Annotated in this window: 27 protein-coding genes, 2 tRNA genes and 1 riboswitch; of the genes, 11 read left to right on the top strand and 18 right to left on the bottom strand. The window is 42.1% G+C overall.

The genetic code is table 11. The features are described from left to right. Nucleotides 1–162 precede the first annotated feature (162 nt). From B0I27_RS17095 to B0I27_RS17105, 3 genes are all read right to left on the bottom strand, one after another. Nucleotides 163–248 (bottom strand) — tRNA-Leu (locus tag B0I27_RS17095). 53 nt (nucleotides 249–301) lie between these two features. Next, a tRNA-Gly gene (locus B0I27_RS17100) sits at nucleotides 302–377 on the bottom strand. Between the two features lie 98 nt (nucleotides 378–475). Continuing rightward, the gene (locus B0I27_RS17105) at nucleotides 476–964 is read right to left on the bottom strand and encodes a regulatory protein RecX (protein ID WP_106295638.1); all 489 of its coding nucleotides are present in this window, start codon (nucleotides 962–964) and stop codon (nucleotides 476–478) included. A 65-nt stretch (nucleotides 965–1,029) separates the two neighbouring features. Here B0I27_RS17105 and B0I27_RS17110 point away from each other — a divergent pair, with 65 nt between their 5' ends. Beyond that, the gene (locus B0I27_RS17110; protein ID WP_106295640.1) at nucleotides 1,030–3,492 is read left to right on the top strand and encodes a bifunctional UDP-N-acetylmuramoyl-tripeptide:D-alanyl-D-alanine ligase/alanine racemase; all 2,463 of its coding nucleotides are present in this window, start codon (nucleotides 1,030–1,032) and stop codon (nucleotides 3,490–3,492) included. A 56-nt stretch (nucleotides 3,493–3,548) separates the two neighbouring features. Further along, on the top strand, nucleotides 3,549–4,145 hold the full coding sequence (locus B0I27_RS17115) for a DUF502 domain-containing protein (protein ID WP_106295642.1): 597 nt from the start codon (nucleotides 3,549–3,551) through the stop codon (nucleotides 4,143–4,145). On the opposite strand, the gene B0I27_RS17120 is transcribed toward B0I27_RS17115, so the two are convergent. The 4 genes from B0I27_RS17120 to B0I27_RS17130 are packed head-to-tail and all read right to left on the bottom strand — an operon-like array spanning nucleotide 4,129 to nucleotide 5,339. After that, entirely contained in the window at nucleotides 4,129–4,347 is a 219-nt protein-coding gene (locus tag B0I27_RS17120) for a hypothetical protein (RefSeq protein ID WP_106295644.1), read from the bottom strand. The two genes, B0I27_RS17115 and B0I27_RS17120, sit on opposite strands and share 17 nt — an antisense overlap. A gap of 48 nt (nucleotides 4,348–4,395) precedes the next feature. Beyond that, nucleotides 4,396–4,557, bottom strand: a complete 162-nt coding sequence (locus B0I27_RS17585) for a hypothetical protein (RefSeq protein ID WP_181276820.1) — start codon at nucleotides 4,555–4,557, stop codon at nucleotides 4,396–4,398. A 10-nt stretch (nucleotides 4,558–4,567) separates the two neighbouring features. Continuing rightward, nucleotides 4,568–5,071, bottom strand: a complete 504-nt coding sequence (locus B0I27_RS17125) for a hypothetical protein (RefSeq protein ID WP_106295646.1) — start codon at nucleotides 5,069–5,071, stop codon at nucleotides 4,568–4,570. Nucleotides 5,072–5,102: 31 nt separating this feature from the next. After that, nucleotides 5,103–5,339: a hypothetical protein gene (locus B0I27_RS17130; protein WP_106295648.1), complete on the bottom strand. Its 237-nt coding sequence runs from the start codon at nucleotides 5,337–5,339 to the stop codon at nucleotides 5,103–5,105. Nucleotides 5,340–5,482: 143 nt separating this feature from the next. Here B0I27_RS17130 and B0I27_RS17135 point away from each other — a divergent pair, with 143 nt between their 5' ends. Beyond that, on the top strand, nucleotides 5,483–5,929 hold the full coding sequence (locus B0I27_RS17135; RefSeq protein ID WP_106295650.1) for an SRPBCC family protein: 447 nt from the start codon (nucleotides 5,483–5,485) through the stop codon (nucleotides 5,927–5,929). Between the two features lie 154 nt (nucleotides 5,930–6,083). Here B0I27_RS17135 and B0I27_RS17140 read toward each other — a convergent pair whose 3' ends face one another. The 5 genes from B0I27_RS17140 to B0I27_RS17160 all read right to left on the bottom strand — a co-directional run bounded on the left by B0I27_RS17140 (nucleotide 6,084) and on the right by B0I27_RS17160 (nucleotide 8,841). Further along, nucleotides 6,084–6,335, bottom strand: coding sequence for a hypothetical protein (locus tag B0I27_RS17140; protein ID WP_106295652.1), 252 nt, complete (start codon nucleotides 6,333–6,335; stop codon nucleotides 6,084–6,086). A gap of 2 nt (nucleotides 6,336–6,337) precedes the next feature. Next, a complete protein-coding gene (locus B0I27_RS17145; protein ID WP_106295654.1) occupies nucleotides 6,338–6,601 on the bottom strand; it encodes a hypothetical protein in 264 nt (87 codons plus the stop codon). Nucleotides 6,602–6,686: 85 nt separating this feature from the next. Next, nucleotides 6,687–7,091 carry a GtrA family protein gene (locus B0I27_RS17150; RefSeq protein ID WP_106295656.1) on the bottom strand — a complete coding sequence of 135 codons (405 nt, stop codon included), beginning with the start codon at nucleotides 7,089–7,091 and terminating at the stop codon, nucleotides 6,687–6,689. Nucleotides 7,092–7,120: 29 nt separating this feature from the next. Continuing rightward, on the bottom strand, nucleotides 7,121–8,149 hold the full coding sequence (locus B0I27_RS17155; RefSeq protein WP_106295658.1) for a UbiA family prenyltransferase: 1,029 nt from the start codon (nucleotides 8,147–8,149) through the stop codon (nucleotides 7,121–7,123). Next, on the bottom strand, nucleotides 8,146–8,841 hold the full coding sequence (locus B0I27_RS17160; protein WP_106295660.1) for an HAD family hydrolase: 696 nt from the start codon (nucleotides 8,839–8,841) through the stop codon (nucleotides 8,146–8,148). Before B0I27_RS17160 ends, B0I27_RS17155 begins: the two co-directional genes overlap by 4 nt. A 148-nt stretch (nucleotides 8,842–8,989) precedes the next feature. On the opposite strand from B0I27_RS17160, the gene B0I27_RS17165 reads away from it, so the two are divergent. Then, on the top strand, nucleotides 8,990–10,645 hold the full coding sequence (locus B0I27_RS17165) for a glycosyltransferase family 39 protein (RefSeq protein ID WP_181276821.1): 1,656 nt from the start codon (nucleotides 8,990–8,992) through the stop codon (nucleotides 10,643–10,645). Here the strand turns inward: B0I27_RS17165 and B0I27_RS17170 are convergent. The 3 genes from B0I27_RS17170 to B0I27_RS17180 form a co-directional block, all read right to left on the bottom strand. Further along, nucleotides 10,629–11,540: a YihY/virulence factor BrkB family protein gene (locus B0I27_RS17170; protein WP_146133158.1), complete on the bottom strand. Its 912-nt coding sequence runs from the start codon at nucleotides 11,538–11,540 to the stop codon at nucleotides 10,629–10,631. The genes B0I27_RS17165 and B0I27_RS17170 overlap by 17 nt on opposite strands. A gap of 40 nt (nucleotides 11,541–11,580) precedes the next feature. Next, nucleotides 11,581–11,943, bottom strand: coding sequence for a hypothetical protein (locus B0I27_RS17175; RefSeq protein ID WP_106295666.1), 363 nt, complete (start codon nucleotides 11,941–11,943; stop codon nucleotides 11,581–11,583). Between the two features lie 90 nt (nucleotides 11,944–12,033). Continuing rightward, nucleotides 12,034–12,630 (bottom strand): HD domain-containing protein, encoded by a 597-nt coding sequence (locus B0I27_RS17180; RefSeq protein WP_106295668.1) that lies wholly within the window; start codon nucleotides 12,628–12,630, stop codon nucleotides 12,034–12,036. Nucleotides 12,631–12,804: 174 nt separating this feature from the next. Between B0I27_RS17180 and B0I27_RS17185 the strand changes: the two genes are divergently transcribed. Beyond that, nucleotides 12,805–13,914, top strand: a complete 1,110-nt coding sequence (locus B0I27_RS17185) for a hypothetical protein (RefSeq protein ID WP_106295670.1) — start codon at nucleotides 12,805–12,807, stop codon at nucleotides 13,912–13,914. Nucleotides 13,915–14,079: 165 nt separating this feature from the next. On the opposite strand, the gene B0I27_RS17190 is transcribed toward B0I27_RS17185, so the two are convergent. Then, nucleotides 14,080–14,451, bottom strand: coding sequence for a hypothetical protein (locus B0I27_RS17190; RefSeq protein WP_106295672.1), 372 nt, complete (start codon nucleotides 14,449–14,451; stop codon nucleotides 14,080–14,082). 135 nt (nucleotides 14,452–14,586) lie between these two features. Then, nucleotides 14,587–14,847 (bottom strand): hypothetical protein, encoded by a 261-nt coding sequence (locus B0I27_RS17195; protein ID WP_106295674.1) that lies wholly within the window; start codon nucleotides 14,845–14,847, stop codon nucleotides 14,587–14,589. Nucleotides 14,848–15,632: 785 nt separating this feature from the next. Between B0I27_RS17195 and B0I27_RS17205 the strand changes: the two genes are divergently transcribed. From B0I27_RS17205 to B0I27_RS17940, 4 genes are all read left to right on the top strand, one after another. Beyond that, nucleotides 15,633–16,361 carry an AAA family ATPase gene (locus B0I27_RS17205; RefSeq protein ID WP_106295678.1) on the top strand — a complete coding sequence of 243 codons (729 nt, stop codon included), beginning with the start codon at nucleotides 15,633–15,635 and terminating at the stop codon, nucleotides 16,359–16,361. A gap of 399 nt (nucleotides 16,362–16,760) precedes the next feature. Then, nucleotides 16,761–17,558 (top strand): Fic family protein, encoded by a 798-nt coding sequence (locus B0I27_RS17210; protein WP_106295680.1) that lies wholly within the window; start codon nucleotides 16,761–16,763, stop codon nucleotides 17,556–17,558. After that, entirely contained in the window at nucleotides 17,540–18,157 is a 618-nt protein-coding gene (locus B0I27_RS17215) for a recombinase family protein (RefSeq protein ID WP_245925547.1), read from the top strand. The genes B0I27_RS17210 and B0I27_RS17215 overlap by 19 nt, the downstream gene beginning before the upstream one ends. A 167-nt stretch (nucleotides 18,158–18,324) precedes the next feature. After that, on the top strand, nucleotides 18,325–18,591 hold the full coding sequence (locus tag B0I27_RS17940; protein ID WP_106295682.1) for a thermonuclease family protein: 267 nt from the start codon (nucleotides 18,325–18,327) through the stop codon (nucleotides 18,589–18,591). Nucleotides 18,592–18,624: 33 nt separating this feature from the next. On the opposite strand, the gene B0I27_RS17225 is transcribed toward B0I27_RS17940, so the two are convergent. Continuing rightward, complete coding sequence (locus B0I27_RS17225) at nucleotides 18,625–19,173, bottom strand: hypothetical protein (protein WP_106295684.1); 549 nt, start codon at nucleotides 19,171–19,173, stop codon at nucleotides 18,625–18,627. A gap of 536 nt (nucleotides 19,174–19,709) precedes the next feature. Then, a riboswitch (cobalamin riboswitch) is annotated at nucleotides 19,710–19,909 on the top strand. Nucleotides 19,910–19,996: 87 nt separating this feature from the next. On the opposite strand from B0I27_RS17225, the gene B0I27_RS17230 reads away from it, so the two are divergent. Continuing rightward, nucleotides 19,997–21,979: a TonB-dependent receptor plug domain-containing protein gene (locus B0I27_RS17230; RefSeq protein WP_106295686.1), complete on the top strand. Its 1,983-nt coding sequence runs from the start codon at nucleotides 19,997–19,999 to the stop codon at nucleotides 21,977–21,979. Nucleotides 21,980–21,984: 5 nt separating this feature from the next. Further along, nucleotides 21,985–23,055: a DUF5074 domain-containing protein gene (locus B0I27_RS17235; protein WP_106295688.1), complete on the top strand. Its 1,071-nt coding sequence runs from the start codon at nucleotides 21,985–21,987 to the stop codon at nucleotides 23,053–23,055. Nucleotides 23,056–23,062: the final 7 nt, after the last annotated feature.

Consider the following 23,062-nt stretch of genomic DNA (forward strand, 5'->3'; position numbering starts at 1 on the left):
TTCCAGAGGGGTTAGAGATACCGCTTTTTTCCTTTTTCGACTGGCTAAGATTTATGCTTAATGATCATCTCCCCCAAAAATTCCGCTTGATCCCACATATATCAGTAGTGATAATTAGGCATAAAAAAAGGCTTTGCGAATATCACAAAGCCTTTTTTCCAGTACTGAAGGCGGGAATCGAACCCGCACTCGCTTTAGGGCGAACAGGATTTTAAGTCCTGCGTGTCTACCAGTTCCACCACTTCAGCAGGTTATAAAACCTTTTTAAACTTAAATCCCTTCTCGGTAGGGAGAAGGGATTTGGAGCGAAAGACGAGATTCGAACTCGCGACCCCGACCTTGGCAAGGTCGTGCTCTACCAACTGAGCTACTTTCGCATTATTTGGTGTTTATCGCAACGTTGTTCCGTTTTGATGATGCAAATATAGAGAGAAAACCGGTTCTGTCAAGCCCAAAAGTTATTTTTTTTCAAACTTTATAGTAATTCGTTGGATTTCAGCACATCAAAAATTAAATCATTTTCATACCCTCTCATCAAACCATATTGAACCAGCTTATTTTTCCTTTTAAATGAATCCGGCTCACGGATCTGAGCCGCCTTTTTTGTTAAAACAGCACTTAAGGTATCCATATAATCATCATCGTCGAGCTCTTTCAGTGCTTTAACAATAAGCTTATCCGAAACCTTCTTCGCCTTTAAACCCATTTTAATCTTGATCCTACCCCATTGCTTCATTCTGAACTTACCGAGAGCGTAACTCCGGGCAAAACGCTCCTCATTTAGAAAGTTATTTTGGATAAGATCTGAAATCAGCTCCTCCACTTCGTCACTTCTCAGTCCGTAGTCATAAAGTCTATTCCGAACTTCCTGTTGCGACCTCTCCTGGTAAGCGCAGTAATGCTCCGCCTTGGCTAACGCTGTCTTCTTATCAAGTATCTTTTTAACCGGTTTCTCGAAATCCATCTAACCATTATATAATTCGTAAAAGTATCATTCAAATCGCAAAAATTGCGGAAATTAGATGCGAAATGTATCATTCTGAATATTCCGTACATCAAATCCAACACATCATTCAAGCTGAGGGAATTATCCCTCTTCCTAATACGCTGATTCGCACGCTGGCATTCGACAGCAGAAAGCTTTCCGACGAACATCACACGTTATTTTTTGCTCTAAACGGACGAAGAAATGGCGAGGCTTATATTAAAGAGGCTTACAACAAGGGATTACGAAATTTCGTTGTGAGACATAATTTCAAGGATTCCAGTTCCTTCCCCGACGCTAACTTCCTGCTAGTAGAAAATCCTTTGGAGGCCCTGCAGATGCTTGCCACCGCACAACGCCGGCTTTTCGACCGCCCTGTAATCGCTATTACGGGCAGCAACGGGAAAACAATTGTTAAAGAATGGCTATATCAGCTTCTTGGGCACTACAAGCGCGTTATCCGAAGCCCGAAGAGTTACAATTCACAAATCGGAGTTCCCATTTCTGTATGGAATATAGGCGAAGACCACGACCTCGCGATCATTGAAGCAGGCATTTCTCTTAAGGATGAAATGGACGCCCTCGCCGGAATTATACAGCCTACCATCGGCGTTCTAACCAACATAGGTGAAGCACACAATGAAGGTTTCGCCAGCAAAGAAGCGAAACTAAAAGAAAAGCTGAAGCTTTTTGCCGATGTCGACCTCTTTGTCTACTCGCCTAAATACATGGAAGGTATCCATCCTCCCGGCCGAAGGCAATTCAGCTGGGCTTTTAAACAAACCGCCGACCTCTGCATAATCCGTCAGGACGACAATCAAAACAACGGCACTACGCTGACTGCATTATTCAAGGAGCGGGAGATGACCTGCAATCTTCCTTTCAAAGATGCTGCTTCTATCGAAAACGTAGTCTGCTGCTGGGCAGTGCTTCTTGCTCTTGACTACGACCCTCACATCGTTGTCCAATGGCTGGAAAAGCTGCACACGGTTAACATGCGAATGGAGCTGAAGAAAGGAATACACAACTGCTCAGTGATCGACGATTCCTACAGCCTTGATCTTTCATCGCTGGGCATAGCGCTCGACTTTCTAAATCAGCAAAAGCAACATTCAAAAAAGACACTAATCCTTTCTGATATTCCGGAAACCGGCATTCCGCCCCGAATTCTTTATCAGCAGGTTGCAGATTTATTGCGGAGTAAGCAAGTAGACCGGCTCATAGGAGTTGGCGATGACATATCCGCTTTTTCCAGCCTTTTTCAGCTGGAAAAACAGTTTTTCACAGACACACAGTCCCTGCTCTCTGCCATATCAGATATCGCATTAAATGACGAGGCCATACTTTTGAAAGGTGCCAGAAAATTCAAGTTCGAGCACATCAGTAAAATCCTGACTCAGAAGGTCCATGAAACAATCCTGGAAATCAATCTGAGCGCGCTGGAAGCGAACCTTAATCATTATAAGGCCAAACTAAAGCCAGGAGTAAAGCTCATGGCAATGGTCAAAGCTTTCTCGTATGGAAGTGGAAGCTACGAAATCGCCAACATCCTGCAATTCAACCGTGTGGATTATCTCGCTGTCGCTTATGCTGACGAAGGGGTATCCCTGCGCCAGGCGGGCATCACATTGCCAATCATGGTGATGAACCCCGACGTCGACGGCTTCGAAACCATGATTGAGAATGATCTGGAGCCCGAAATCTACAGTCTAAGGGTGATGAACAGTTTTTTCAATGCCCTCTCCTCCGCAAATCGAACAAATTATCCCGTGCATATAAAACTCGACACAGGGATGCATCGCCTGGGCTTCGCCCCTGAAGAAATCGAAGCCTTATTGGCCCTCATCTCCGAAGACAACCGCGTTACCGTCAGAAGTGCATTTTCACATCTCACCAGTAGTGAAGATGACAGCTCTGACCATTTCACAAGGCAGCAGATAGATCTCTTTTCCGCGATGACAAGCAAACTGGAATCAACCCTGGGCTACTCCATTATAAAACATATTGCAAATACTTCAGCCATTAGCAGACTGCCCGAAGCTCAGTTCGACATGGTCAGGCTAGGTATCGGCCTTTACGGTATTGACAGCTCCCATTCACTGGATAATTCAGCCCTGGAGACTGTGGCCCGCCTGGTAACCTGCGTCTCGCAAATCAAGGAACTTCGCAAAGGCGATACCGTAGGGTATAACCGTCGGGGTGTAATGATGCATGACGGAAAAGTAGCAACCGTAAAGATCGGATACGCCGATGGCTACAACAGAAAACTCGGCAATGGTATAGGGCACATGCTCATCAACGGACACCTCGTTCCTACCATAGGTTCTATTTGCATGGATATGTGTATGCTCGACGTCACAGATATCCCAGTCGAAGAGGGAGATGAAGTCATCGTTTTTGATAGTCGCCATACCGTTAGTCATATCGCGCGTCAGCTCGAAACAATCCCTTATGAAATCCTGACAGGTATTTCCCAGCGAGTTAAAAGGGTCTATTATTACGAATAACCCATTAAAATTTAATAAACTGTAATTTATACCTTGCCCTTTACGTCATACATAAAATGAATACACTATTTAAAGCGCTAATAAACTATTTTATAAAAGGAATTCTGGTGGTCGTGCCCATTGGTGTTGCGATCTTTCTGGTTTTCTGGATAATTTCAACGCTTGATCAGTTGCTTAACCTGAGCGGTGCTATCTGGGTAGATGCCAAAACCGGAGAACCGATGTATATCCCTGGTCTGGGCATCCTAACCGTAGTGGTTATCATTCTCTTATCAGGAATTATCGTTACCAATCTAATTACCGAACCTATCAAATTATGGTTCAGCCGTTGGTTCAACAGAGTCCCTCTCTTCAACATTCTGTACTCATCTGTAAAAGATCTTACAGAAGCGTTCGTTGGTGACGAAAAGAAATTCCATGAACCGGTTCTTGTCGAAATCAACAACCATGGCCTCAAGCAAATCGGGTTCGTGACACGTAAAGACCTCTCCCGGCTTAAACTGGAAGGTAACGTAGCGGTGTACTTCCCCTTTTCTTACTCATTTGCAGGACAGCTTGCCATTGTAAAAGCAGAAAATGTTCAACCCCTGAATATGAGTGCAAGCGAAGCGATGAAATTTATTGTTTCTGGTGGCGTTAGCGGGGGCGACTAGCCTCTATTTGCTCCCCTATTTGAGCCAGATAGTCTAAAGGTATCAAGTCTCCGGTCACCCATACAAGACCCTCATCATCCTGATGAGGCATAATATCACCCAACTTCGACATCCCTTTATAAACAATATAAGTCTCGTCCTGTGGAATCACCGTTAGCATTTCGCCGTCAATATATATCTCAAATGGTTCTTTTTCGGTCATAAAGTCTTTCTTTGTAAAATTCCGTATTATAATCTAATTACCCTGGCCTTATTCAGAAACGTTCGTACTATCAGGTCCTCCGTTTAAGAAGGTTTGGTACTGATTACAACTCCTCAAAAAGAAGAACAGCAGGAACATGATGATAAGTGCTATCAATATCCGTATCCCCCAACCTCCCCTCTTCCGGGGTTGAACTTCTAAATCAGCCATCGTTTTTAATTTAGAGCGCACCCTTGTTAGATGCATCAACGTCCACGTCCGGCCGGCGTACAGTGCCCTGATCATCATTCAGGTTCTGCCCACGAAGTCTGAATCTGTCTTCTACCTTACCATCAATGATGCGGCTCCGAAGACGTGGCTCCTCTGAGCGAAGGGTTCCTGCATCAGTATGGTCATCTACATCCGCAGCTCCATGGCTATCGAGAATACGAGCTGCAGCCATAGCCTGGTCTCCACTCATAGCATGAACTGTCACAATTGTACCATTACGACCGGCTTCTGTATACCTGGAAGCATCACTAACGGAAGGACCAAAAATACGGCCGAAAAAATCACCTATTGGATCAGAAACTTCCATAGCACCACCTTGTGACGGCTCTAAACTTCCCGCTTGTGAGGTTCTTATATCTAGATTATCACGATCGAACCCGTTCGCTGTTAAATATTCTACAGCATCCTGCGCCTGGCTGGAACTGTTAAAGATTCCTATGACTGTATGCGACATAATCTCATTTTTTTAAGTGAATAATATTTCTCTACCAAAGCGGCTCTAAGTTAAAGCCGAAGTCTTCATTGACCCTTACGGCTTCCGGTTTTACCGTCGTTTCCTCTACCGGCGCGACAGGGTTGATCTTATCCTCGGTGATCTGCAATTCTTCGCCTACCATAGGATCAACCAACGATTGCTCCTCATTCAGATCAACATTCGAACCAGCTTTCTCTTCGTGTAAATTGTCCTTGTCTACCATACCAATTTGTGTGTTTGTCTCCATACTTAACACTAAAGCTTGGAAAATGTGTAAATAATCGAAAAATAATAAGCACGCCAGCCTTGATTTCTTCTAATTTCCCTTGCATAAAACAAAGAAACATCGGAACTTTAATAGACAACTAACCATCTAAAACGTTATTAGCCATGAAAACGCAGGAATACGAGATCATCATTGATGCGCCCGCAAAAAAGGTGTGGGACGTACTACTCGGTAAAGAAAGCTATCCCGTCTGGACGTCAGCATTTTCGCCCACTTCGCAAGTGGAAACCGATTGGCAGGAAGGAAGCAAAGCGCTGTTTCTGGACGGCTCTGGTCACGGGATGGTGTCAGAAATTGCGGCTAACCGACCTTACGAATACATATCCATCCGGCATTTAGGGACATATAAAGACGGCGTGGAACACACAGGCAATGACAAAGAGAATCAATGGGCCGGCGCGATGGAAAATTATATCCTGCAGGAGTCTAGCGGAAACACGCGATTATTAATCGAACTGGACGTCGTCGATGAATATCAGAAACAGATGGATGAAATGTGGCCCCTCGCTCTTAAAAAAGTTAAAGAACTCGCAGAGAACTCTCCATCATAAGAATGTGAAGCCCATAGCTGCCAAAATAAACTATTTGCCTATGTCTCTATTGCCCCTATTCTTTTTCACGTAATAAAGCACTCCTACGGCGATCAGAAATATAATGCCTACAACAATTGGAATAATCATAATCAGTCTTTGATGCGTGTGTAAATCAGGTTGCTTTGCCTTTGTGCTCCCAATGGTCTTTGATTACCTCTCCGTTCTGGCCGTACTTGAGCCGCCGGGCAAAGCGATCTCCTTTAATATTCCCGTTGGCATCTTTCTTGCCAATGAATAACAAAATGGGTTTCCCCGCTTCATCCGTTTTGAATGCCAGATCGTAACGCTTGAACGTCTGTTCTACCATAGCCAGAGGTTCATAATCCTTTTTCAGGATCTTCATAATAGGCTCACCAAGTTCCATTGCTAAGCATTTGAAGATCCATCACTTCCACCATCATGTTCCTTATTATGTGCATCTTCCGGACTACCGTCGTCGACATGCTCTACCGGTGGGCTCCCCACCTCTTCACGGTTCTTCTTTTCATCCGGATGTAAGCGATCCAGCTGGTCTGTTTCATTCGCTCCGGAAAGAATATCCTCTCCCGAACTTTCTCTTCTTTTTAACTCTTCCTGAGGAACAGAACCCGGCTGTCCCTCATTCTGTATGCTTTCTGTAATTGCAGCCATAACGTATCATTTCCCTTACTAACAAGTTCGACGGAAAGGAGTTCACTGCATAAACACGTGTTTTAAAGAGAAAAATACGTACTGCTTAAAAAACAAGATATTTCTTCGTAAAGTAATTAAAGACGGATGCCAGCCCGACAGCTATAAATTTACTCAACTTGATATTCACATGCCCCTGCTCCACCAGATACCAAAGAAAAAACTGGTTAAGGCCGAGGCCAAACAGGGTAAAAACAACGAAAAGAACAAAAGTCATACTGCCATTATAACGACCACCCCCGAAGACGAACATCTTCGTCAGGAAGTAATTGCACACAACCGATACGGTCATCGCGGGGACATTGGCTGCTGTATATTGGATATGTAAGAAATCGACCAGAACAGTAAACAAGCAAAACTCGATCAGGAAGGAAAAAACCCCTACGATGAGAAAACGTGATACCTGGTGCCTGGACACCTCTTTAACCGCAGTTATAATCAATCGGGTCATCAGAAATTAGTTCATCAAGGATTATCGGGCTAGTATTGAAAGGATTGCTTTAAAAACCAGTTAAGCTGAGGTATATCAACGTATAACAGAGTCATCAAAACAGCGATAAAGAATACTACAAAACCCATATATTTCTTCTCATGATGAAGCTTTTCAGGTCCTTGAACAACGGAATCCTTTCTTAGACCGATGTGCAGGTACCAAGCAAACAACACGGCGAAAAATGGAAAGCTCAGCAATAACTCAATACGGTGTTTAATAAGGAAGATCCCAAGAAAAAATGCCGATACCAACGCGTAAAAGAACATCGAGATCAACAAGCTGTTCTCTGTATAATATTTAAAAGACCGGCGATAAAGACCAGCCTGCTCCGGGCTTCCGATAAATCTGTATTCTGCGAAACGCTTGGTCGCCATCAGGAAAGCACCTCCCATCCAATAAGCCAAAATAATGCTCGAAGGCGGAATAATTATCCAGCTGAAGTCAGCTATAGATTCAGGAAGCAGAGCGGCAGGTACAAAGATGAACCAACCAAGTGCGAGACGTATCGGATTGTTTACAGATTCAGAAAGCACATCAAGATAAACCCTGTCTTTCGTACGAAACGGCTTAACATTATACATCAAACCCATAAATAAAAGAAATGCTTCTAAAAGCATAAACGGAAGGTTGATGTAAAGTGATAATAGCAGTCCGGAAGCTGCTAGCAACAACCACTGCAAAATAACATAATAGGGGTTCAAAACCGTCTGAACTCCACTTCTGAACTTCTTAACCGGATGAAAACGATCAAACTGTACATCCAGGTACTCGTTGATAACATAGTTCGCCGAGGCGATCAGACAGGTGCAGGCGATACCGCTTACTACTTTTAAAAAGAAGGCAGGCTCAAGCGGAGTCTGGTAAACCAGGTAAGCGAACAGCATTCCGGGAAGCATAAAAATGTTCTTAAACCAATGATCAGGCCTGGCGATTGTTACATATTCATACAGTCCGGCCGCTCGTAAAGACAGACCTCCTTCATTTAAAGCAGAAACAGGGGTATTAGTAAATTTCATAGTTTAATATGTTGTGTTTGAGAGTAAGCGTTTAGTTGGGACGTCAGGTTATGGAAGAAATCAAAGGTTTTAATAGGCTTCTTATCTATGATTAGATAAGGCATCCCGGCACGAATAGCGCATTCTCCATCGAGTTCGAGTCTATCCCCGATAAAAAGGCATTCATCCGGATCAACCCCCATCTTCTCGGTTATATATAAAAGGCCACAGGGATCAGGCTTCAGCCTGTCTACCTCCGGATCAGTAGAGGCAACAGACATGTCGACTTCCAGACCCATAGCCTTGAGCTTATCCTGAGCCTTATAATCTGAATAAATAGCGATTTTTATACCGTGCTCCCGCAGGGCGCCGAACAGCTCATGTATGCCGGGGAAAACACAGTCGGCCAGATACTGGTTTGGGAAATCGAATATCCACCGTTCTATCACAGGTTTGATCATACTTACCGGATAATTCACTCTTTCTGCACACCATATGTACTGTGCTAGTTCGAGCCCGCTACCCATATATCCTGCATTTCGCTCTCTTTCCTTCCTGAAATACATCAGAACCTTGAGATCATCAATTTTCCAGGGGCGGACAGAGTAGTGCCTCAATAATCCCAAAAGCACCTTTTTTCTAAGCTTAGACTGCAAATACAAGGTTCCATCCACATCGAAGATGACCACCTTCAGTTTCTCCCAACTAACCATGTGTTTCTATCAAATCGTTGAAACAAGGTAGAGATTAAAGGAAGCGCTGTGTGCAATCCGAAAGGATTGTTACCCTCGATGTATAAAGGTGTGTAACGAAGAGATAATTTAAATAACCATCTTTACCATGCGTTCCAACAGTTTTCATATGCCTTATACAATTTCCGCGGAGCTTAAAAAAGAACCCGCGCTACAGTTCAAAAAGTCGCCTCAGAAGCGGCAGTTTTTTCTCTATACAATACTCACTTTCGGCATTCTTTTCCGCCTGTTTCATTTCGTCCATAACAGGTCATTATGGCTTGATGAGATTTACTTGTCATTGAGTCTGATCTCAGCAGACTTTCAGCAGCTGACCGCTCCCTTACTTGAATACCAGCAAAAGGCACCTATTGGATTTCTGTGGATGGTCAAATGCTCCGTCCTCATATTTGGAGATGGAGAGAAGGCACTGAGGCTTATCCCATTACTTTGCGGCATAGCTGCCCTCATTTGTTTAATCCCGATAGCCCGCTACTGGCTAAAACCGGCAGGGCAATTAGCAGCTATCAGCATGATGGCTTTTGCGCCTCCCCTGATCTATCATTCTGTAGAGGTGAAACAGTATAGCATGGAACTCCTGGTAACAGTGCTTTGCCTTTGGTTATACATTCGATTCTATAAAGACCGAAAGCTCAAATCGAGACTTCTATGGGGAGCGGCAGGCGCTTTGATCTTGTGGTTCTCTTACTCTTCTGTATTCATCCTTACAGGCATCGGGATGGCGGTATGCCTGTCCCTGATCATGAAGAATGATTGGAAGTCGTTTCTTCAGCTTTGTGTTCCTTTTTCCATGTGGTTCACCAGCTTCGCTATCCATTATATTTTAATTACCAGCAACCAGGTCGATCAGCAATGGCTCTTATATTGGTTCCGGCATTATCAAAGCTTCATGCCCTTGCCTTTATGGTCTCCCGATACCATAACTTGGCTCATCCGGCATCTGTATACTATGCTCGATTACCCACTAGGCCTGCTGTGGAATTTCAACACCGCCGATTCTGCCCCTCTGCGGGTCATCATGAAAATGTCGATCCTCCCTATAGCACTATCGCTTATCGGGATTTATGCTTTTTTTAAGACCGACAAACGTGCCCTTGCCTTACTTACGTTACCTCTTATATTGACGCTCGCGGCATCTGCTTTAGAACGCTATCCATTTTTCGAGCGACTACTGGTCTTCCTTGCACCTTTGATAATCCTTCTTATCGCAAAAGGCTGCGATCAGACAATCAAAGCCCTCCCGGCCTTACGCAGACGGCAACTCATCATCCCGGCACTACTGATGACCGGCGGATTCGCAGCCTCGGCTGCCCAGGTGATTAGTCCCGACACTTTCGGCCGCTACAAGAAATCATACAAGAAAGAGGCGCTGCTTCACATCGACAAGAACTATCAGGAGGGCGATTTGGTGTACGTTTACTGGAACATGAACTACGGTTACCGCTATTATAAAAGAGCCTACAACATTCAGTATAATGCTATTGAGGGGAGTGACAAAAAGTTCGCTTCTGTAAGCCCCTCTGATTATATCAAGCAACTACGGCCAGAGCTGCATCAATTGGAAGGAAAGAAACGGGTGTGGGTGGTTTATAACAGGAAGATCTGGAATGACATTGGAGAGATAGAGAACAGGCCCGACTGGTATAATAAGTCTCACCCTGGAGAATTTCTTTACAGGGAACTATCGCACCGGGCTCATGAAATCGAAAGTTTGAAACTCGATGAGGTAAACGTTCACCTTTTTGACTTCAGCTCTGCTCCGTGATCTCAACCCATTTGTAGCGTACCGCTCCGGGCTTAGGCTCAATAGGCGTATCATGACAATCGGCCCAGGCCTGTGTGAAAGAAGCACCGAAGTATAGAATCAGCGAAGAGTAAAATACAAACAGCAGGAGCAGCACAATCGCGGCCGAAGCACCAAACAAGCCGTCGATGTTACTTTGCAGCAATAAAACACGAAGCAGAAACTTACCGATGTTAAAAAAAATACTTGTAAAGAGCGCTCCAGCAATCGCAACTTTCCAGGGGGGCACGCCATCAGGCAGATATCTGAATATGATCAAAAACCAGGTCGTAACGATAAGAATCGAAAATATATAACTGAATGCGCTGTTCAGAAAGTCAGCGAGCCAGGGCAATAACTCTTCCACTATATCCTTGAGATAGGTCTGCATCCCCTCCATCAGGATCGAAAGTAAGAACAGAAATCCAGTGAACACGATAATAACAAGGGAATGCCATCTGGAGCGCATAGTTCCGCGAAAACGCGGCCCGGTGATCATTTTAATCTTCCACACCTGATTAATGGAATCTTTAACAATCTTAAACAGATTCGTAGCAACGAAGATTAAAAAAAACATACCAAAGATGGTAACATATTCATTGCTGGCCATTTCTCTGATAGCCTTTAGCGTATCTGTTATTTGAACCGTGCTACTTTTGCCGATCACTGCCGACAAACTTTGAAATACCTCCCGGATAATCTGATCATTGACGATCAGACCCAACACCTGCGTAATGATAACGAGTATGGGGGGCAACGCAAAGATGGTAAAGAAGGCCGTCGCCGCCGCCATCCGCAAGGGATCATTAGCAGAGAATACCTGAATGGCCTGTTTCAGGGGTCTCCAAAAAGAATTTAATCTGGTATTTTCTATCAAAGCCTGCAAGGTGTTTTAGTCTGCCATACTCAATTTCAATTTATTCTAGCCCTTCATCTTTCAGATAATCTTTCAGCTCTTCTTTGAGTCGGTAGTAAGCTTTTATTTTATCACGCTGATGTCGTTCCGCATCGAAAGGAGGTCTGATCGACGCTTCTGAAAACTCTGTATCGTCAGTCACCTTTATGGTAATCTCATCACCTGCTTCGACCTGTTCGTCAACCCAGGACAAAGATATGTTTTCTTGACTATTCAGTCCACTAACCGACAACGTATTGGACTCACTTCCATCTGTTCGCCTAACCCAGGTAAGAATTCCGGTCAGAACTCCTGCTTCCGTGTCCAATCCAGCCTTGCACAGTAGGGTGCCATTCTTGTAAACTTCGTAACACGGATTTTTCATATCATAAATATATGGATCTTCCGCGATCTATGTACGCTCACTGTTATAACAGCATCGTTACTTTTTTGCTGCATCAATGAAATACTGTTATTACTCTATCTTCTTCAGCATCCCCATCTCAACACTTTTGTCAATCAACTCCTCGGCGTAGCGCCAAATCGACTCAGAACCGTTTTTAATTACTTTCTTCTTATCATAAACCCGCTCATAGGGGACATCGAATTCCCTCCAGGTACCCCCATCATTTGATGTATTCTGAAGCAGTGGCTCAAGCCTGTCCATAGACCTCGCGAATTTCGCTTCATCCGAAATACCCTCCTCAAACTCGGTCCAAATAGCGATAAACTCTGCAGCTTGCTCATCCGGCAACATTCCAAAAATCCTTTTAGCAGCTATAAGTTCCTCGTCTGTATTGTCATGACTCTTAGCTGTATCGTAAATAAACGTATCACCGGCATCGATTTCTACAATATCATGTATTAAAACCATCTTCAAAACCTTGAGCACATCAATTGGCTTATTCGAGTGCTCGGCTAAAACAATGGTCATCATAGCCAGATGCCAACTGTGTTCTGCGTCGTTCTCATGCCTGTCGCTATTTAAAAGCCTGGTTCTGCGTTGTATGTATTTCAGTTTGTCTATCTCCTTGATAAATTCAAGTTGCTGTATTAACCTGCTTTTTTCCATGATATTTAAATGGGATCGGACCGTTTAGCCGCAATTAATATTGACGCTAAGATAGAAACAATATTTCCTCCAAGAAATATCCGACTGTTAGACACATCCATGGAAAAAGTGAACCGCTGGTTTAAGAATTCGCTTTTTAAGTCTAAATTGGTTTACTTTTAAACCAGTCTCTTCATGAATATATACATGGTTAGAAATTCATTACTGTCGTTGATAGTCTTTCTTTCTATAAATGCTCGAGCCCAGATATCCATAAACCCTGGAGTTGATACATCAGGAGTCGAGGTCCAAAAAGCACTGGCTTTTTACAAATCGTACCTTGCGAGCTTCAATGGGAAGTCACTCCCTGATTTTTCTAAATACTGGACAGCAGAAGAACTAAAAGAGAGAAAAGTGCCAGACCAGATTATTTATGCAATAAATGAGTCTCCACTCTATTCCTGGATGAAGAAGGGCACTGTGTTGTATATAAAGCCTAAACCGAATTATATACATTTTAAGACGCAATTCAGCTACGCTGACTCATCGAACAATATTGCGACGATGGCGATTACTAATAGCTATGTGGCATTCGATAAGGACAAACCTTACTTTGTCTCCCCAATTAAAATTAACATTGCTGCTTGGAAACAAAACAAGGTCAGGAATATAACCTTCCATTACCCGCCATACCACAAATTCAATGCAAAACGTGCAGATAGCTTAGTGGCAGACGTTATCATGTTAGAAAAAGAGTGGAATCTGAAGCCCATTGACATCAAGTATTATCTCGCAAATACAAAAGATGAACTTGACGAACTTAGAGGGTTTGATTTTGTCGTTGGAATGGGGAACAAAGATAAGCCTGGAGGAATATCGGATGACATTGATAATCAAGTCTATTGTGGAGGCTTAGGTGAAAACTACTTCCATGAAGTGGTACACGTCTATTTAAATCGCTTGCACCCCCAGTCTCCATTAATCGAAGGACTTGCTGTATTTTACGGAGGCAGTATGGGCAGACCAGTTAGCTGGCACCTTAAACGTGTGAATCAATACCTTGAGCAACATCCTGAGGTAGACCTGAATAACTTGGAAGACTTTTGGTATACAGACCCTTATACTAACCCTGGCAGCGCCATACATGGTATGATTTGTCACTTAATATATGATAAAGGTGGTTTCCAAGCGCTTAAAAAAGCTATGACCTATACCGCCCTTGAAGATATTTTTGAAAAGGAGTTGCATGTAGCAAAAGGCGAGTGGAACAGATATTTAAGAGCAGCTATCGCCCGATATTGTTGAAATAAATAATATTGGTTTCTAAATAGAGGGTCAGAGGTAGGAGTCGTCGTCGCAAAAAAGTCCGGAGTGCACCATTTAACTGTTCCACTTTCGTGTATTTTATTTGCAGTTTCCAGTACGGAGCTAGGGTCTAAAACTGTCATTAAATACGCACCATAATTAAGTCTACTTATGATTCCTACGCCATAGGTTGCAGAAATCCTCAATATCCGTTTTTTCATTAGGCATAAGAACGATATTTCCAGTCATGAAAACCGGGTCAACATCATTTCCAACTGTGAGAGAAGGTATCATGGTTTCACTTTGTCGTCTCTCAGCTGTGAATTCCATTGGTTCGTCAAAATCAATTCTTGCGAATTCAGCGTTCAGAGGCTTGATGAGTTTCAATTCAGAAGCATTTCTGCTTAATCTTTGTGCAACAGATGATTCGCTTACATCATCTGTTTTAATGAGCCAAGACTTTAAGTTGAACCTTACCGCAACTTTTTTGTCAAAATACCAGTAATAAGACGCTTGATTTTCGGATTGCATATTCATATAAATAAATTAAGTGAAGAATATTCGATCAGCAACCCAAAACCTGTAATTGAGAAGTCAATTACAACAAACTTGCTCTGATATATCAAAGGCAATTTGTTTTAAGATAAGGATTAGGTTGTAATATAAACTGGATTATTCGTTGCAACTCTGCTCGCCAACGGAATCAACCGTATACATTTTTGCGTGTGTATAGGCTTTATCAAGAGGACAAGCGATATTATCCTCATGATCTAACGTCGGGTCATAATGGTAGGTAACATAGAAAATCTTATCCTTAACACGATAATTTTCAGGCACATTAAGCAAAACTAGGCCCTCAAAAGATCCTGATTGAACTTGAACTACTGCAGCGCCTGGCTTAGGACAGTAGGTTGAAAGATACTTAACCTTCACACATTTTTATTCATCATTCTTCTTACAGGAAAATAACAAAATGGTTAGACCGGAAAGAACAGCAAACTTCAGTATTGCTTTCATGAGAGGATAATTGGCTATGCTAAAGTTAGTATTTAAAACATAGGTTCTATTGTTTTAATTTTTTCAGTACTTATTGCACTAGTTTTAATTTTTGATTTTCTATTCAAATCATCTTTTATGTTGGCTTCAACTTGAAGAGAATGAAACCTTTCTACTTTTTCAATGAGATCATTAGAGATTGAAGAAGGTGATACATCTACCACTTCATCACTGGTATTTTTACAAGAATTTGAAATTGATATCAGCATAAAGACACTACTAAAATACGGAGTTTAAGCATCTTCATAGGATAGAACTTGGTTAGTTTTCTCAAGCAAGTTAAAAAAATTCTCACTAAATAGATAATTTTATAATTATTTCACTTTATGAGTTACAAAATGAACGATCAGTTTCTCTCTTCGACCCTCAGAATGCTCAACTCTAAAAGAGAATCTGGATAGCAGAGCGATACTTGGAAGGCCTGTTTGTATATAATCAAAATTACACCTATCCACCAACAATAAAGTTTTTGAAATCGCGATTACAAAGGGCACAAAAAAGAATTGCTGCATCTTATCTTTAAAGTTATTTGCGTAGATAAGGTGGCCACGAATATCCAGACATGCGCCCAGTCATTAGAAGCACCTAAAATAGAGTTTTAGGCCAAGATTATATATGGACGTAAAAACTTTAATTTAATATATATACCTTGTGGAAAGACTATGGAAGCCAAGCCTTATTTACAAGAAATATGTTTTCAAAGGGACATTGTTCCATCCTTTCATTCATACCCCTTCAACATTCCAGCGATTTCAAGTTTGTCAACTCTAAAGTTTCACGCTGACGTGACTTTTATTGTTGGCGAGAATGGAACTGGCAAATCTACACTCATAGAAGCAATTGCACTAAGTCTTGGATTTGGGATTGAAGGTGGGACGAAAAACGTTCAGTTTCAAACCCATAACAATGGTTCCCAGTTGTTCAAATACCTGAAGACCGTTAAGAGCTTTAAAAAGCCTTCAGACTACTATTTTTTACGGGCCGAAAGTTTTTACAACGTAGCTACATATATGGAAGACTTAGACTACCTAGTAGAATACGGAAACAAATCTCTTCATAGCCAATCTCATGGAGAGTCCTTTATGGCTGCGTTAAGCCTGAAGCTTAAGGGAAAAGGTCTTTATATTTTTGATGAACCAGAAGCAGCCCTTTCACCTTCCAGGCAATTGGAAGCACTTGCAATAATCAACAAACTTGTGTCCCAGAAATCTCAATTTATCATAGCTACACATTCCCCAATTTTACTAGCCTACCCCAATGCCACAATCTATCAACTTGATGAATCGGGAATAAATAAAGTAAAATACGAGAACACGGAACACTATATGGTTACCAAATATTTTCTAAACAACCATCATGAAATGATGAAAGTAATACTAGGTGATAAATAACAAGTGACAATTGTGAATAGACCGTTGGGAAAGCATGATTGGGTTTAGCATGATTTTGTCTCATAAAACGAATATTTGACACCGGTTCCGGTCGTGCTCTTCACTGATAAGAAGATGGGTGTCGATAATCTTCCTTTTATGAGAATGAGAGATAGCGATAATTTCACTTATGTCAAGTAAAAGAGCTAACCCATAAATCTACAATATCGATATTTCTATTCCATTCGGGAGTATCCGCTCGTTCACTTTTTTGGCTATGTTAAAACGGTCTCAGAAAACGTCCGTTTTTAGACATTTTTCAGGAATTAATAAATGTCCCTTTTTTTGGCTCTTATGTGTTTCATAAACTTGTTTCACAAATCTATTTATCATAAATTTACATTATACTCTTATTTGAAAATGAGTATAGCAAAGTATATAGAAAAATATAAGCGTCTCGGTATTGATCAAACCATCAACAAGGAGTTGTTTAATCATATTGCAGTTGTTCACCATTCAACTGTATTAGAAGGATCCACGCTAACAGATGTGGAGACCGCTGTACTAATTACTGAGGATCTGACACCCAAAGGCAAACCCCTTTCGTATTCGCTCATGGTCAAAGATCACTACGATGCCCTGGTGTTTGCCCTTGAAGAAGCCAAAAGAAAATCACCTGTAACGGTAGAATTTGTAAGAGAATTGAATGCAAGAGTTCTTAAGAGTACAGCGAGTGTGTACGAGACTGTCTTCGGCCAGGTTGATGCTTCGAAAGGCGAGTTGCGGAAAGGAAATGTATCTGCGGGTGCTACGTACTTTCCAAATTTCAGCAAAGTGCCGTCATTGCTTGAAAACTTAATTCAGGATATAGACACCCGGATGTCTGGAAAATTGACACTGGAGGACAAAGTAAATCTTTCCTTTGATGCGCATTTTAGCTTTGTGAGCATAAATCCTTTTTATGACGGTAATGGAAGAACTTCACGGCTATTGATGAACTACATTCAGGCTTATTATAATTTGCCTTTAGCCATTGTTAACGAAAAATCAAAGGCCGACTATATTCAAGCTCTGCTCGACACCAGGGCTAATCAGGATATTACCATTTTCAGAAGTTTCATGCATATGGAGTATGCGGGAATGCTAAAAAAAGAAATTGCCGAGTTTGAAAAGATGCAAGATCTTAACAGATCAAACGAATGGGGGATGGGCTTATGAAAATTGGTTATGCAAAAGTAAGTACACAAGATCAGAATTTAAATCTACAATTGGATGCCCTTAGTGCTTACGGCTGTGAGCTTATATTTAAAGAGAAAGGGTCAGGGAAAAATATGGAACGTCTGGAGCTGCAAAAGCTTCTTTCCAGATTAAGGAAAGGGGATACTTTGATTGTCTGGAAACTGGATCGTCTTGGTAGGTCTCTTAAAGATCTGATTTCCCTCATTTCGGACCTGAGTAAAATGGAGGTGTCCTTTGTTTCTTTAAAGGATGGAATAGATACAGCAACGGCTACCGGTAGATTTACCTTCAACATTTTTGGAGCTCTGGCTGAATTCGAAAGGGATATCATCAGCGAAAGGACAAAGGCTGGTCTTAATGCAGCAAGAGCACGAGGACGGAAAGGCGGTAGACCCCCTGGGTTGCCACCTCATAAGCAAGCTATAGCGCAAGCCGTGCAGCTTAAATATCATGCTGATAAAATGGATATATCGGAAATTGCTAAAGTCTATAAGATTAGCAAAGTCACTGCCTACAGGTATTTAAAATGGTCACCTCCAACAAAAGAAATCAGGGGGAGTATAAATGATGTGATTTAGGTATGGGAAGAAGTCAAAAAAGCCTCAAGGTAACCAGCCCTGAGGACTTTAATTTAGCCTAGTTTGTAATTTATGAAGTGTTTTACACGACACAATTTTTGTTCTTTTCTTTGTTTAATTTATGATATTCGAAATTATATGACCACGATCATTATTTCAATGATTGTGTGTATGTACGCGTAATTATTAATATTTCAATTCCAAGCCAACTAATTAGCCAGCTATTTAGGTTCTGTTTCGCTTTAACAGGTGAAAATTTAAATGAGGAATTATTAAAAGCAGGTTTAGCCTGGCATTATAAATATTTTGATAAATCAATTAAGTTTTCCAACCTGGAGAAGATTGCCCGAAAAAATCAAAAAGGCATATGGAGTATGCCAAACCCGATTGCTCCATGGGACTTTAGACGTGCTTCCAAACAGTATAGTTACTGATTCGAAGCACGTCATTGAATTGTTATGTCATTCCTAAAAGGTTGAGGTGTATCGTCTATATCTAACCGTAATGTGAAAGTCCTGCCATCCGACTTTAGTGTAAAGCGTTTTATCAAAATAAATGTTTATCTCATTCTCTTCCAATAGCTGAATTCTAGATGGTTTGACGAATTCTAATAAAGATTTATCTAGAACAATTATTTCAGAAATATCTTTATTTAATTGAAATTCGCCGTAGCTTGCTTTTTTTTCGTAAATTATCTTGACGTCAGGGGAGTATACACTTGAAGGCTTTCCATATAGGAAGTACTGCTCAGGCCAAAAATGAGAATATAAGTTATATCCGTTTGTTCCAATAAGTTCTAATTGCGCACTTTTTATATCCGGAATTTCGTGCAAAAGATCAATCGAGTCAAATCCATCAAAATTTATATCTGCGGGACGGTCTAGGTATGCAGATACTGCAGTATACTTTCCCTTAAGTTTTTCGGCTTCATCGACCACATCAAACTTTGTGCACGACAAAGTAAACATCATCATCGTGGCTATAGAGTAGATTAGAATTCTTTGATCTTTATGCATGTAAATTATAATTTATTGCCGAGGAATTACTGAGAAAAGAATGTAACCAGTTTCATAGGCTGGGATGATAAAGGTAGAAAGATGTTGCTCATAAAAAGGAACAGCCTCGAAAATAATCTCATCCGAAAATGCCATCGCTGCAGTTCCAAGATCATCATCACCCAAATTAGAAACAATGCTATAATTTCTAATGGTAGTAGATTTAGCACTTGCACCAAAATTAAGACCAAGTTTCGTAACTTTTCCTAAAGTCGTATTAAAACCAAAATTCGTTGCTAGTTCCGTTGAATGGCTGTAACTTCTAGTTATTACCTTGTAACCTCAATAACGCTATTTTTTTGATAAGAGAATAGATCGAACCGCGATTTTTCACAATGTAGGCATAGGAAAATATAGCATTTGTGAAGAGCTACTTAGCATTTCAGACACCTGGGCCGGACCGCACACCACCTATCAACCAGTATCTTCAAGCTTTTGATAATGAGTTAAAGACGATTAATTATGTCGCTCCCCTCACAAACAGAAGTATATTATGATATCTTTGCGCTGCTTTTGGTTCCTAATTCGAGTAATCGGAAAGGATTAAAAGGGAATCCGGTGTAAATCCGGAACTATCCCGTAGCTGTAAGCTCCATTTAAACTAAGGTATATTTTAGTGTCACTGTTCACTGTTGTGAATGGGAAGACCATACCGAGGGGAGTAAGTCAGAATACCTGCCACTGCATTTTAGAATTCATAGCTTTCGGGGATTGAAGCTGGAATGAAGATGCCGCGTGTATTTCCATTGCCGTACTATACCCTTTGCTGTGCAAAAACTCAGGTATGGAAAAACGGTTACTCTCCCTTGTATTCACTCTTTTCGTCAGCGCCGGTCTCTTCGGACAGGCAGACACCAGCAATGTATTAAAGGAAGTGTCCGTTCGCTTCGTTCTCCCCCAGAACGTTCATAGCCTGAACCCCGCTCAGCAGATCTCCGCACGTGACTTCAAAAGCCTGGCGGCTTACAACGTAGCCGACGCCATAAGAAACTTCTCCGGAGTAAACATCAAGGATTATGGAGGTATCGGCGGCTTAAAAACAGTCTCTGTAAGAAGCCTTGGCGCAAACCATACCGGTGTTCAACTAGATGGCGTACAAACGAGCGATGCCCAAAACGGACAAATCGACCTGGGCAAGATCAATCTGGATAACGTAGCCTCCATTACATTATATAACGGACATTCTGCTGAGCTGCTGCAACCTGCAAGGGCGTATTCCTCTGCCAGCATGCTGGTGATAAAAAGCCTGGCCCCTCAATTCGCGGACGATAAAAAACAACGAGTCAAACTTGGCTTTAAAACAGGATCCTTCGGCCTGCTCCATCCAAACATTTTATGGCAAAGACAAATCAGCAAGCGATCGTATTTAAACGTAAACAGCAGCTGGCAAAAGTCACATGGAAGATATAAGTATAAGGTAGATGGCGATGGATCAGACACATTGGCCACCCGTACCAATGCTCAACTCAGCACTATGCAATCTGACGCGGCTTGGTATTGGAACGGAGCAGACAGTAACCGCCTCCAGTTCCGCATCAACTATTCCCAATCCAGCCGCGGACTTCCCGGGGCGGTAGTCTACTACAACCCTTACTCCAATCAGCACCTTTGGAACAGAGATCTTTTCCTGCAAAGCAGCTATCAGCATCATTTTCCAAACAAGCTGCAGTTCCTCGTCAACGCGAAATTCGCCCATAATTACTTGCGGTATACCGATCCCGATTATCTCAACCAGGCAGGCATCCTGGATCAGCGTTTCAAGCAAACAGAGCTCTATGAGTCTGTCGCTCTGTCCTACCCCATTTCCGGGATCTGGGAATTATCCCTGGCCAGCGACCTTACATACAACAAGCTGGATATGGATCTGTATAACTATGCTTACCCTAGCCGTCTCACCGCTTTTAGCGCCCTTACTTCTAAATTTCTTTTCAACAGACTGAGCATACATGCTACGCTTTTAAACACCACAATAACCGAGTGGGTCGAGAAAGGAACTGCAAGTCCCTCAAAAAGCATTTGGTCGCCCACCATATCGGCTACCTATAAGCCGTTCGACCAAACAGACCTCCAATTCCGGCTATTTTATAAAGACATCTTCCGGAATCCAACCTTCAACGACCTGTATTATACCCGTTCAGGCAGACGCGATCTCAAGCCAGAATACGCAGAGCAGTACAACGCGGGCCTCACTTACAGTAAGACCTTCAATACATTCGTCTATTTCCTTAGCCTTACTGCCGATGCTTACTACAATAACGTAAAAGATAAGATCATTGCCATACCGAATAAGGATCTGTTCACCTGGACCATGATGAATCTCGGAAAAGTCGATATTCGAGGACTTGATCTGGGGATTAAAACCAAGTCTGCATTAGGCCGACAGCTCGATTTCAGCCTATCCGGCAACTACACTTACCAGCAGGCTATTGATGTTACAGATCCTAAGTCATCAGTCTATCTTCATCAGATTCCTTACACCCCAAAACATACCGTTGCCATCAACGCCGGCATCAGCAGCAAACGATCCGGAGTATATTATAATCATATTCTTTCTACATCACGGTACTACCTGAGTGAAAACTTGCCTCAATACTATGTTCCAGGATTTTCTGTAAGCGATCTATCCCTCAGCCATCAGCTGGAAACCAAATATCCGATCAGCTTCACTGCTGAAGTAAATAATCTTTTCAATCAATCTTACGCCTTCATACGCAGCTTTCCTATGCCGGGTCGTTCGCTAAGGCTTTCTTTTCAAATCACAATTTAATCACAATGAAACAATTAAAACAATTCGCTTTTATCGCGCTATTTCTGGGAACAAGCATTTTTCAAGGCTGTAAAAAAGACGACCGTCCGGAAGCTGAACCCGAGCTTCCACAAGCCGAGCGCAAAGGTATCTATGTATTATGCGAAGGACTTTTTAACGCCAACAATACCTCCCTTAGTTATTTCAACTACGAAGACAGGAGCCTCATTACCGATAAATTCGCTAGTGTGAACGGGCGGGGCCTCGGTGATACCGGAAACGATATGAAGATCTATGGATCCAAAATGTATATCGTCGTAAACGTCTCCAGCACCCTGGAAATCGTAAATCCGCACACCGGTGCCTCTATTAAGAAGCTCGATCTGAAGCAAAATAACGTCGGCAGACAGCCCCGATACATCACATTTAACAGCAATAAGGGCTACATATCCAACTTTGATGGAACCGTGGCTGTACTTGACACTGCTTCTATGGAAATCGAGCAGTACATCAAAGTGGGTAGAAACCCCGAGCAAATGGCGATTGCGAACGGAAAACTTTATGTGGCTAACTCAGGTGGTTTAGACTATCCCAACTATGGCAATACGGTTTCTGTTATTGATCTGAAGACTTTACAGGAAACCAAGAAAATTACTGTAGGAGAAAATCCAAGAGGCGTAGTAGCAGACCAGTATGGTGATGTCTATGTCTTGTCTACCGGCAATTACGCTGATGTCAAATCAAGCATGACGACAATCGACAGCAAAACAGACCAGGTTAAAACAGCCGTAAACTTCTCCGGTGGCTCCATGGTCATCAGCGGCGATTATGGTTATATTCCGGCGTCAGGGGGCAAACTAAAGGTGTTTAATGTCAAAACTGAGCAGCTGGAAAAAGAAAACTTCATTACCGACAACACAAAGATTACCAGTCCCTACGGTCTGGCAGTCGATGAATTAACAGGAGAAGTATTTGTAACAGACGCTAAAAACTACACAACGGGTGGCGAAGTATTCTGCTTCGACAAAGAAGGCAAGAAGAAGTATTCCATTACCGTGGGTATCAATCCTAATAATGTCGTATTCATTAACAAGTAATCCATTT

It is taken from the genome of Arcticibacter pallidicorallinus, from assembly GCF_003002875.1.
Taxonomy (GTDB): Bacteria; Bacteroidota; Bacteroidia; order Sphingobacteriales; family Sphingobacteriaceae; genus Arcticibacter; species Arcticibacter pallidicorallinus.

Coding starts and splice junctions, on each gene's coding strand:
- B0I27_RS17105 (WP_106295638.1), bottom strand. CDS start 964: ATGGATTTCGAGAAACCGGTTAAAAAGATACTTGATAAGAAGACAGCG.
- B0I27_RS17110 (WP_106295640.1), top strand. CDS start 1,030: ATGTATCATTCTGAATATTCCGTACATCAAATCCAACACATCATTCAA.
- B0I27_RS17115 (WP_106295642.1), top strand. CDS start 3,549: ATGAATACACTATTTAAAGCGCTAATAAACTATTTTATAAAAGGAATT.
- B0I27_RS17120 (WP_106295644.1), bottom strand. CDS start 4,347: ATGACCGAAAAAGAACCATTTGAGATATATATTGACGGCGAAATGCTA.
- B0I27_RS17585 (WP_181276820.1), bottom strand. CDS start 4,557: ATGGCTGATTTAGAAGTTCAACCCCGGAAGAGGGGAGGTTGGGGGATA.
- B0I27_RS17125 (WP_106295646.1), bottom strand. CDS start 5,071: ATGTCGCATACAGTCATAGGAATCTTTAACAGTTCCAGCCAGGCGCAG.
- B0I27_RS17130 (WP_106295648.1), bottom strand. CDS start 5,339: ATGGAGACAAACACACAAATTGGTATGGTAGACAAGGACAATTTACAC.
- B0I27_RS17135 (WP_106295650.1), top strand. CDS start 5,483: ATGAAAACGCAGGAATACGAGATCATCATTGATGCGCCCGCAAAAAAG.
- B0I27_RS17140 (WP_106295652.1), bottom strand. CDS start 6,335: ATGGAACTTGGTGAGCCTATTATGAAGATCCTGAAAAAGGATTATGAA.
- B0I27_RS17145 (WP_106295654.1), bottom strand. CDS start 6,601: ATGGCTGCAATTACAGAAAGCATACAGAATGAGGGACAGCCGGGTTCT.
- B0I27_RS17150 (WP_106295656.1), bottom strand. CDS start 7,091: ATGACCCGATTGATTATAACTGCGGTTAAAGAGGTGTCCAGGCACCAG.
- B0I27_RS17155 (WP_106295658.1), bottom strand. CDS start 8,149: ATGAAATTTACTAATACCCCTGTTTCTGCTTTAAATGAAGGAGGTCTG.
- B0I27_RS17160 (WP_106295660.1), bottom strand. CDS start 8,841: ATGGTTAGTTGGGAGAAACTGAAGGTGGTCATCTTCGATGTGGATGGA.
- B0I27_RS17165 (WP_181276821.1), top strand. CDS start 8,990: ATGCCTTATACAATTTCCGCGGAGCTTAAAAAAGAACCCGCGCTACAG.
- B0I27_RS17175 (WP_106295666.1), bottom strand. CDS start 11,943: ATGAAAAATCCGTGTTACGAAGTTTACAAGAATGGCACCCTACTGTGC.
- B0I27_RS17180 (WP_106295668.1), bottom strand. CDS start 12,630: ATGGAAAAAAGCAGGTTAATACAGCAACTTGAATTTATCAAGGAGATA.
- B0I27_RS17185 (WP_106295670.1), top strand. CDS start 12,805: ATGAATATATACATGGTTAGAAATTCATTACTGTCGTTGATAGTCTTT.
- B0I27_RS17190 (WP_106295672.1), bottom strand. CDS start 14,451: ATGAATATGCAATCCGAAAATCAAGCGTCTTATTACTGGTATTTTGAC.
- B0I27_RS17205 (WP_106295678.1), top strand. CDS start 15,633: ATGGAAGCCAAGCCTTATTTACAAGAAATATGTTTTCAAAGGGACATT.
- B0I27_RS17210 (WP_106295680.1), top strand. CDS start 16,761: ATGAGTATAGCAAAGTATATAGAAAAATATAAGCGTCTCGGTATTGAT.
- B0I27_RS17215 (WP_245925547.1), top strand. CDS start 17,540: ATGGGGGATGGGCTTATGAAAATTGGTTATGCAAAAGTAAGTACACAA.
- B0I27_RS17225 (WP_106295684.1), bottom strand. CDS start 19,173: ATGCATAAAGATCAAAGAATTCTAATCTACTCTATAGCCACGATGATG.
- B0I27_RS17230 (WP_106295686.1), top strand. CDS start 19,997: ATGGAAAAACGGTTACTCTCCCTTGTATTCACTCTTTTCGTCAGCGCC.
- B0I27_RS17235 (WP_106295688.1), top strand. CDS start 21,985: ATGAAACAATTAAAACAATTCGCTTTTATCGCGCTATTTCTGGGAACA.